Below are 8,955 nucleotides of genomic sequence, written 5' to 3'. Positions count from 1 at the left end.
CTCGACTTTTTTTGACGCTTTTATTGATTTTAACTATTTTACACTTATTCGGATATTTACAAAACCGGGATGCTCCCCAAGCGGACGCGATCGTTTTTGGACTGCCACCTAGTTTTTGAGGGTAAGTTCACTTGATTAATACTCCGAGCAGTTTTTCTATGGCACAATGGCTGATCCCGCTTGACTTTGATCGACTGTGGATAATTAAATCAATGTCATATCCACCCCGGGCTTGCATTTAATTCGACTTTTTTATTATCCTTGTCCTGTAAAGCTTGTAGTATCGTTACCCAAACTTTCCTGAGTATTGACTTGATAAGATGATATTATTATTTTTGAGGCTGCTGCAGACATTCAGAGTATTGGTTTGTGGACAACCCTTAAAAGTTATGAGAATTAATATAATTAGCGCAGTTTGAAAGATTTGGGAGAGCAGAGATAATCCCTCGGTTTCTCAATAAAACCTGTTATAAATTGCGATCGCGTACTTTTCCCATAACCGTATACCTACGTATATTATACTATTAATTAAAAAGATATACTGTAGAAAGTTGCCTACAAAGCGCCAGAAAATATGCACCCCCACCTCCAGCGCCAACTCGAACAGCTCGGTTTAGTCGGCGAGTCTCCTCCTCCCACTGCTGAGCAGTGGCAGCTTTTATTAGATCAGGTAAGTTGTAGCTATGACGGAGTTCAGAGTCAGCAAGAACTTCAGCAGCAGGATTGCTGGAACTCGGAGACGGTGGTGCTAAAGGATTTAACTGACTCGCCCCAGTCCCCTCAAGACTCTCCAACAGCTTCAGAATTCGATCGACTGCAGGCGAGTGTCAACAGTTGGGGGGCGGGATTGTGTATCCTTGACGCGAAGGGCTGTGTAATCTCGCTGAATCCAGAAGCAGAACGCTTGCTGGGGTGGCAAGAGTCGGAACTTGCAGGCGTTTCTCTGCTAGAGCGCATCGGGAAGCAAAAGGAAGGCAACAAATCCCAAGTTTTGACGGCTCCGAAACAGTTCCCAAGCAAGAGTGAAGATAGGCCGATCGCACCTACACTAGATTTACAAGAGGCGATCGCTTCCGGTCAACCTTGCAACAACTGGGACGACGAGTTTTTGTGTCGCGACGGCAAGATGTTACCAGTTTCCTATTTTTTCCATCCCGCAGTTGAGGGCAGCGAAATATCAGTCTTGGTGTTTTTTGACATTTTTGACATTAGAGAACACAAGCAATCGCTCTCGATACTGCAAGCAGTTCTAAAATCTACAGATGCAGGAATTCTGGCAGTTGACAGAAACGGCAATATATGTGATTATAATCAGAAATTTCTAGAGATGTGGGGTTTGTCCGCCAGCCAAGGAAAGTTGAGCCGATCGACCTTCGGCACACTCAAAAACACGCTCAAAACAGGATTACCCTTCGACAGGGAACAATTAAAATACCCGCAAAGATTTCTCGAAAACGTGATTAAAGTGTCGGCAGATTCAGATACTCAAATCAGCGAATTATTAGAATTTAAAGACGGAAAAATTCTGGAATTAAATTCGTTGCCATCAAAAGTCGGAGCGAAAACAGTCGGTAGAGTCTGGAGCTTTCGAGACGTTACTAAACTCAAAAAACAAGAACAATATTTGCAGTATCGAGTAGAATTAGCTCAGTTGATTGCCCGTTTGTCAACCGATTTTATCAGCCAGCCCTTATCAGAAATAGATCAAAGCATCGATCGAACCCTGGAAGCGATCGCCACTTTGAGCGGGTTTGACCGCAGTTACATCTACCTGTTATCTGAAGACAAAACCCGCGCCGACAAAACCTACGAGTGGTGTGGCGAAAGCATTCCTGCAGTCAAAGACAGCACCGACAAACCAATAGACATCGCACAAATCCCTTGGATCGCAGAAAAACTCGATCGCGCCGAATGCGTTTATATTGCAGAAATCGGCGAACTCCCCCCCCCAGCAATCGCCGAAATTGCATATTTTATCGGTCAAAATTCAGCCCAATTCCAGACAGACTCCCCATCCCAAACAGTCAATCAAACAGCAACCGCCTCAATACCTTCGATTGGCGCTTCCCTCAATAATTTAGAATCCCAAAAACCGCTAAAAAATATCCAATCACTGATAATTATTCCCCTAATTTGTAGTAAAAACCTAGTAGGATTTCTCGGATTCGATGGCTTAAAGCAAACAGCAGGTCGAGCAACCGAAATATCCACAATATCCACACAGCTAAAAATGGTAGGAGAAATGCTCGCCAATACCCTAGAGCGCAAGCGAGCAGAAGCAGCTTTGAGACAATCCGAAACAAAATATCGCAGCATCTTTGAAAACGCAGTCGAAGGCATATTCCAGACCACCCCAGACGGGCGTTACCTCAGCGCCAATCGCGCACTAGCCGAGATTTACGGCTACGAATCCTGTGCCCAAATGCTAGCCGAACTCACAGATATCAACCGCCAATTTTACGTTGACCCGAATCGGCGCGCCGAGTTTATGGCCCAATTGCGCGCGCGCCATCAAGTGTCAAAATTTGAATCCCAAGTATACCGCCGAGACGGCAGCACGATCTGGATTTCCGAAAACGCCCGCAGCATCTGCGACGAAAGCGGCAGCGTTTTGTACTACGAAGGCACAACCCAAGACATCACCGATCGCAAACAGGCAGAATCCGCCTTGCAGTTGGCTCTAGAAGGAGCAGAATCAGCCAACCGGGCAAAAAGCACATTTCTCGCCAACATGAGCCACGAACTTCGCACGCCGCTCAATGCCATCATCGGCTACAGCGAAATGCTCCAAGAAGAAGCCGAAGAATTGGGCGATGAAGCTTTCGTCCCCGACCTCGAAAAAATCAGCAGCGCCGGCAAACACCTGCTGTCGATGATCGACGACATCCTAGATATCTCTAAAATTGAAGCAGGTCGAATGGATCTCTACTTAGAAACCTTCGACATCCATACTTTAATTGAAAGTGCTGTTGCCACGGCCTGGCCGCTGGTAGAGAAAAATGGTAATACCCTAGAAGTGTACTGTCCAGACAACCTCGACACCATGCACGCGGACATGACAAAAGTGCGGCAAGTGCTGCTTAACTTGCTCAGCAACGCTGCCAAGTTCACACAAAACGGGAAAATTGCGATCGGAGTGGAAAGAATTAAAAATGAACAATTAAAAATGAAAAATCAAGAGGAATCTTCCCAAATTTTAATTTCCAACTCCGAATTTTTAAGTTTCCGCGTCGCCGACACCGGCATCGGCATGACACAAGAGCAATTGGAGCGAGTTTTCCAACCTTTCACCCAAGCTGATGCCTCGACTACCCGCGAGTACGGTGGCACCGGTTTGGGACTAGCAATCAGCCAGCGCTTCTGTCAGATGATGGGCGGTAGCATTGAGGCCAGCAGCACCTTGGGCGCAGGCACCACTTTCACCGTGCTCTTGCCGAAAGCCATCAAACAGCCGGAAATCCCCAACAAAGTCCATGACAGCATTAGCCCTCCGGACGCCCCCGCTGTCGGCACGGTGCTGGTAGTGGACGACGACCCGATCTCGCGGGATTTAATCCAGCGCGCCCTCAGTCGCCAAGGACTGCACGTAGAAGTCGCCGGCAGTGGCGAGCAAGCTCTCCGGCTCGCTAAACAACTACGGCCAGACGCCATTACCCTGGATGTGATCATGCCCGGAATGGACGGCTGGGCGGTACTCTCAGCGCTGAAGGCAGATCCTGACCTTGCCGAAATTCCCGTAATCCTGCTATCCTTTGTGGGCAACAAAAGCCTCGGCTTTGCATTGGGTGCCTCGGACTACCTCACCAAACCAGTGGACGGCAAACGGCTGGCTGCCTTGTTGAACAAGTACCGACGCGACCAAGACGGCGTTGCAAGTAACAATTTGACTTGTCAGATTCTAATTGTGGAAGACGACGTTGCCACGCGCGAAATACTGCGATGCGTACTAGAAACACAAGGCTGGGCAGTAACGGAAGCTGACAGCGGACGCGCTGCTCTCGATCGGCTAAAAGTTGCTCGCCCGCACCTGATATTACTGGATTTGATGTTGCCAGAAATGGATGGTTTTGAGTTGATCGGGGAACTTCGCAAATCCCATTCGGGAGATCCTATACCGATTGTTGTGATCACGGGGAAAGACTTGACATCGGCCGAAAGCCAGCAGCTAAACGGCTACGTCGAGCGGGTGCTACAAAAGGGAGTCTACAGTTGCGATAGTTTATTGCGCGATGTTCGCTCTATAGTCAATAACAGGTTCGATCGCAGGTACGACTCGAAAGGCAAGGAGAACACCAATGGCTAAAATCCTGTTGGTCGAAGATAACGAAATGAACAGGGATATGCTTTCCAGGCGTCTGGCCCGCAAGGGACACGAGGTCTTTATTGCTGTTGACGGTGCTGAGGGAGTGTCGATGGCGCTCGCGAAAGTACCAGATTTGATTTTGATGGATATGAGTCTGCCGGTTCTCGACGGGTGGCAAGCAACGCAGCAAATTAAGGCGGCTCCTGAAACTAGCAGGATTCCGGTGATTGCGCTGACGGCTCACGCAATGGCGGGCGATCGTGAAAAGTGTCTGGCTGCAGGCTGCAATGACTATGACACTAAACCGGTCGAGTTTCCCCGACTTTTGGGTAAAATTGAAACTCTTCTGAAAGAGGCCCTGACATGAAAGGTGACGAGGGCAGCGTGCTGGTTGTTGACGACAATGAGGTAAACCGCGATTTGCTGGCCCGCCGACTTCAGCGTCAAGGCCATCTGGTGACTGTTGCTGAAGATGGTCTCCAAGCTCTGGAAATGTTGCGAAGCGTTCCTTTTGATTTGGTTCTCCTAGACATTATGATGCCGCAAATGAACGGCTATCAGGTGCTCGAAAGTCTGAAGGCGGACGAGAATTTGCGCTACATCCCGGTGATTATGATTTCGGCGGTGGACGATATCGACAGTATCGTCCGGTGTATAGAGTTGGGGGCGGAGGATTATCTTTCTAAACCGTTCAATCCGGTATTGCTCAAGGCTCGGATTAGCGCTTGTTTAGAAAAGAAGCGGCTGCGGGATAAGGAACAGGCGTATTTACATGAGTTGGCCCAGGAAAAGGAAAAGTCCGAGCGTTTGCTGTTAAATATTTTACCGAAGGCGATCGCACAGCGCCTGAAACACGGGGAAATTACGATCGCAGACAGTTTCGCCGAGGTAACAGTGATGTTTGCCGATTTGGTCGGTTTTACTAAACTTTCGTCTCATTTATCGCCGGCCCAGTTGGTGGAGTTGCTCAACGAGATTTTTTCGGCTTTTGACGAGTTGGCCGAGCGCTACGGACTTGAGAAAATTAAGACGATCGGCGATGCTTATATGGTGGTTGGCGGTTTGCCGACGCCCAGCGAGGATCACGCCGAGTCGATCGCCGAAATGGCGCTGGAAATTCAAGCAGCAATGACTAAGATCCGTACCAAGGGAGGTCAGCCGCTCAGCATCCGCATCGGCATCCACACAGGCCCGGTGGAAGCTGGGGTAATCGGTACTAAAAAATTTACTTACGATTTGTGGGGAGATACTGTAAATACAGCTTCCCGGATGGAATCTCAAGGCGTCCCCGGCAGCATTCAGGTGACAGTTGCTACCTACGAGCGCTTGCGGGGTAAGTACGTTTTTGAGGAGCGAGGCGTGATTCCAGTGAAGGGGAAAGGCGATATGATGACTTATCTGCTTGTGTCCCGAAACGCTTAATTAATCATTGGGCATTGGGCATTGGGTATCGGTAACTAATATCAACAGTCAACAGTCAACAGTCAACAAATCATCAAATGAACGTAAATTCTAACCTTTTAATGTACGCCCAATGGGCGGGAATTCTGACAGTAGCTTTAGCTATTTTAACAGTTATAGCATTTATCTTCAAATGGGGTTTTCGCTTCCGATTGGTAGGAGTGACAAGCTTTATGGGAGTAATTGCTGCGAGTATATTTGGTCTGGGTTTGGGACTGTTTTCCCGTACAGAAATTCCTGGTGCGGTGCGCTATTCTTTAGTTTACGATACAGGCGGCGCTCAAACAGTAGTTACTGTGCCACCTACGATCACCGAATCGGAATTAGAAGCAACGATGCAGCAAGCGGCTGCGGATTTGTACTCTCCAGGGCGCTCTGGGCGGGGCAGAGACTACATGACAATCCGGGTTCGTACAGTTGTACATCCTGAACCTGGGTTGTCGCAGCCGCTGTTTTTGGGCGAGGTGAGGCGATCGCTCGCGACTCGTTATGATGACAAAATGGCGATCGAAATCTTCCCCGAAAAAGTTGCTATTCTGAAAAAATATCAAGCCTGATAAATGCTGTAGGGGCGGGTTTTACAAACAAAAATTGCCTAAAACCGACAATCTCAAAAACCCGCCCCCACCAACGAATTATCAGTAAGGGGTTCTTCGGCGCACCCTAATAATTATTAGTTATTTAGTAATTTAGTGTCAAGTTGGGCTCAAATTAAATAACATGATTGCCACCGCAAAACACTAATTGAATTTTTAACGAATTTATTGCAATTTGCCCGGAAGATAGTCTTTAAGAATTGGTGAACGGAGAAATTGTCAAAATAGCAATTACCAGAAATCATGATGATATTGGTGAATTTACAGACAGACACTTTTATCAAGAGAGCGATCGGCTGAAACTCAACTATGTAGTAAAACGAGGCATCATGATTAAAACTACCACAAAAGAAGGTACGGAACAAGGACGAGTTCCTGATGTGAGTGTAATTGATCGCACTTTGTGGCGTGCTGAACGCAAAGCTTATGCTGCAATGGAATCGCCGCTTCAGTTAGATGTCGAGGTAGTATCAACTAATTGGGAAGACGATTATGTTGACAAGCTAGATGAATATGAACGCTTGGGCATTGCTGAATACTGGATTATTGATTATTTAGCAATTGGAAAAAGAGAGTATTTGGGAAACTCTAAAATTCCGACGGTATTTGTGTTTTGTCTAAATGCTGAAGGCAAATATCAACTTACTCAGTTTACAGATAATGAACAAATTGTTTCGCCCACTTTCCCCGAATTAGTGCTGACGGCGGCTCAGGTATTGTCAGCTTAGTTGTGTTGTGTTAGTCTGTATCAACATTGAACTTGCAAAGAATACTTTAAGATTATTAAGATTTTCCTCGGCTGATTAAAGGAATTAAGCAATTTCAAGAGAGTCTTGCCCAATTTGAGCCATGAGGTGATAAATAATGGATTGGAATGAACTGTATAATTTAGGCTTAGGCTTGTTTGAAAAAGCAACCGCCTTTTTCGACGAAGCTTTAGAAATGAAACCCGATCCTGAAGCCTATTACAATCAGGGCGTTGCACTGGGTAATTCAGGGAAATTTCAAGAAGCGATAGCCTCCTACGACAAAGCCTTAGAAATCAAACCAGATTATCACGAAGCCTGGAACAATCGGGGCAATGCAATGAATAATTTAGGCTTGTTTGAAGAAGCGCTCGCCTCCTGCGACAAAGCCTTAAAAATCCAACCAGGTTTTCACCTTGCCTGGTACAATCGTGGCGTTGCGCTGGATAATTTAGGAAGATTTGAAGAAGCGATAGCCTCCTGCGACAAAGCGTTAGAAATCAAACCAAATTTTCACGAAGCCTGGTACAATCGTGGCAATGCGCTGGGTAATTTAGGAAGATGGGAAGAAGCGATCGCCTCCTACGACAAAACTTTAGAAATTAAACCAGATTATCACCTAGCCTGGTACAATCGTGGCGTTGCGCTGGGTAATTTAGGAAGATTTGAAGAAGCAATCGCCTCCTACGACAAAACCTTAGAAATCAAACCGAGTTATCACGAAGCCTGGAGCAATCGGGGCATTGCACTGGGTAATTTAGGACGATCTGAAGAAGCGATAGCCTCGTATGGCAAAGCCTTAGAAATCAAACCAGATTTTCACGAAGCCTGGAGCAATCGGGGCGCTGCACTAGGTAATTTAGGAAGATGGGAAGAAGCGATAGCCTCCTTCGACAAAGCGTTAGAAATCCAACCGAGTTATCACGAAGCTTGGTTCAATCGGGGCACTGCAATGGGTAACTTAGGAAGATTGGAAGAAGCAATCGTCTCCTACGACAAAGCCTTAGAATTCAAACCAGGTTTTCACGAAGCCTGGTACGATCGGGGTACTACACTGCTTTATTTAGGAAGATTTGAAGCAGCGCTCGCCTCCTTCGACAAAGCCTTAGAAATCAAACCAGATTATCACGAAGCCTGGGACAATCGGGGCGTTGCACTGGGTACATTAGGAAGATTGGAAGAAGCGCTCGCCTCCTTGGACAAAGCCTTAGAAATCCAACCCGATCATCACGCAGCATTTTATAATAAAGCTTGCTGCTATGCGTTACAGAGTCAAATCGACCAAGCGATTCATAATTTGCAGCAAGCCATCAATGTGAATCCTGACAAATACCGAGAACTGGCAAAAACTGATTCGGGTTTTGATAGCATTCGATCGGATACTCGGTTTCAAGCCTTAATTCAATAATAGGGATTTGCCCTTGGGCGGGGCGGGTTTATGAGATTGTCGGTTTTAGGCAATTATTGTTGGTAAAACCCGCCCTTACAGCATCAAAAACACTCTTATTATTTCTTAGTCCGCGCAGGCGGACTTGGTTTGTGTAGACGCGGTTTCAACCGCCGACTTATCTGAATAAATAGTACAATTAAACTTAGATACTTCTCGGAGACAACGACTATGCAAGTCACAACCCAAGAAATCATTTATCCTTCCAGCGACGGTCAACCAATGGCAGAAAGCACAATTCAATACGAATTAATTGTCAAAATCAAAGAAGGTTGCGAATCGCTGTTTAAAGATGACCCAAACGTTTTTGTAGCTGCCGATTTACTAGGGAGCATCCCGGTTTTGCAAAAGCCTCAAATAGCCAAGAGGTCGTTGAGGTAAGCACAACGAAGTTTTAGCATT

General features: G+C 46.6%; 6 protein-coding genes and 1 pseudogene. All 7 read left to right on the top strand.

Translation table 11 applies throughout. From position 1 onward, the window contains the following. Nucleotides 1-574 precede the first annotated feature (574 nt). A complete protein-coding gene (locus QUB44_RS29580) occupies nt 575-4,303 on the top strand; it encodes a response regulator (RefSeq protein WP_333373189.1) in 3,729 nt (1,242 codons plus the stop codon). After that, complete coding sequence (locus tag QUB44_RS29575) at nt 4,296-4,670, top strand: response regulator (RefSeq protein ID WP_015177895.1); 375 nt, start codon at nt 4,296-4,298, stop codon at nt 4,668-4,670. The genes QUB44_RS29580 and QUB44_RS29575 overlap by 8 nt, the downstream gene beginning before the upstream one ends. After that, the gene (locus QUB44_RS29570; RefSeq protein ID WP_333163553.1) at nt 4,667-5,725 is read left to right on the top strand and encodes an adenylate/guanylate cyclase domain-containing protein; all 1,059 of its coding nucleotides are present in this window, start codon (nt 4,667-4,669) and stop codon (nt 5,723-5,725) included. The genes QUB44_RS29575 and QUB44_RS29570 overlap by 4 nt, the downstream gene beginning before the upstream one ends. A gap of 77 nt (nt 5,726-5,802) precedes the next feature. After that, nucleotides 5,803-6,321, top strand: coding sequence for a Ycf51 family protein (locus QUB44_RS29565; protein WP_006631825.1), 519 nt, complete (start codon nt 5,803-5,805; stop codon nt 6,319-6,321). A 242-nt stretch (nt 6,322-6,563) separates the two neighbouring features. Further along, nucleotides 6,564-7,088 carry a Uma2 family endonuclease gene (locus QUB44_RS29560; protein ID WP_333373185.1) on the top strand — a complete coding sequence of 175 codons (525 nt, stop codon included), beginning with the start codon at nt 6,564-6,566 and terminating at the stop codon, nt 7,086-7,088. A gap of 136 nt (nt 7,089-7,224) precedes the next feature. Next, on the top strand, nt 7,225-8,514 hold the full coding sequence (locus QUB44_RS29555) for a tetratricopeptide repeat protein (RefSeq protein WP_333373182.1): 1,290 nt from the start codon (nt 7,225-7,227) through the stop codon (nt 8,512-8,514). A gap of 210 nt (nt 8,515-8,724) precedes the next feature. Next, nucleotides 8,725-8,913 (top strand): annotated as a pseudogene (locus QUB44_RS29550) (Uma2 family endonuclease); the annotation flags it as partial. Nucleotides 8,914-8,955 lie beyond the last annotated feature (42 nt).

It is taken from the genome of Microcoleus sp. AT3-D2, from assembly GCF_036705715.1.
GTDB lineage: Bacteria > Cyanobacteriota > Cyanobacteriia > Cyanobacteriales > Microcoleaceae > Microcoleus.
The sequence above is the reverse complement of the archived record's forward strand: the minus strand, read 5'-3'. Positions and strand labels throughout refer to the sequence as shown.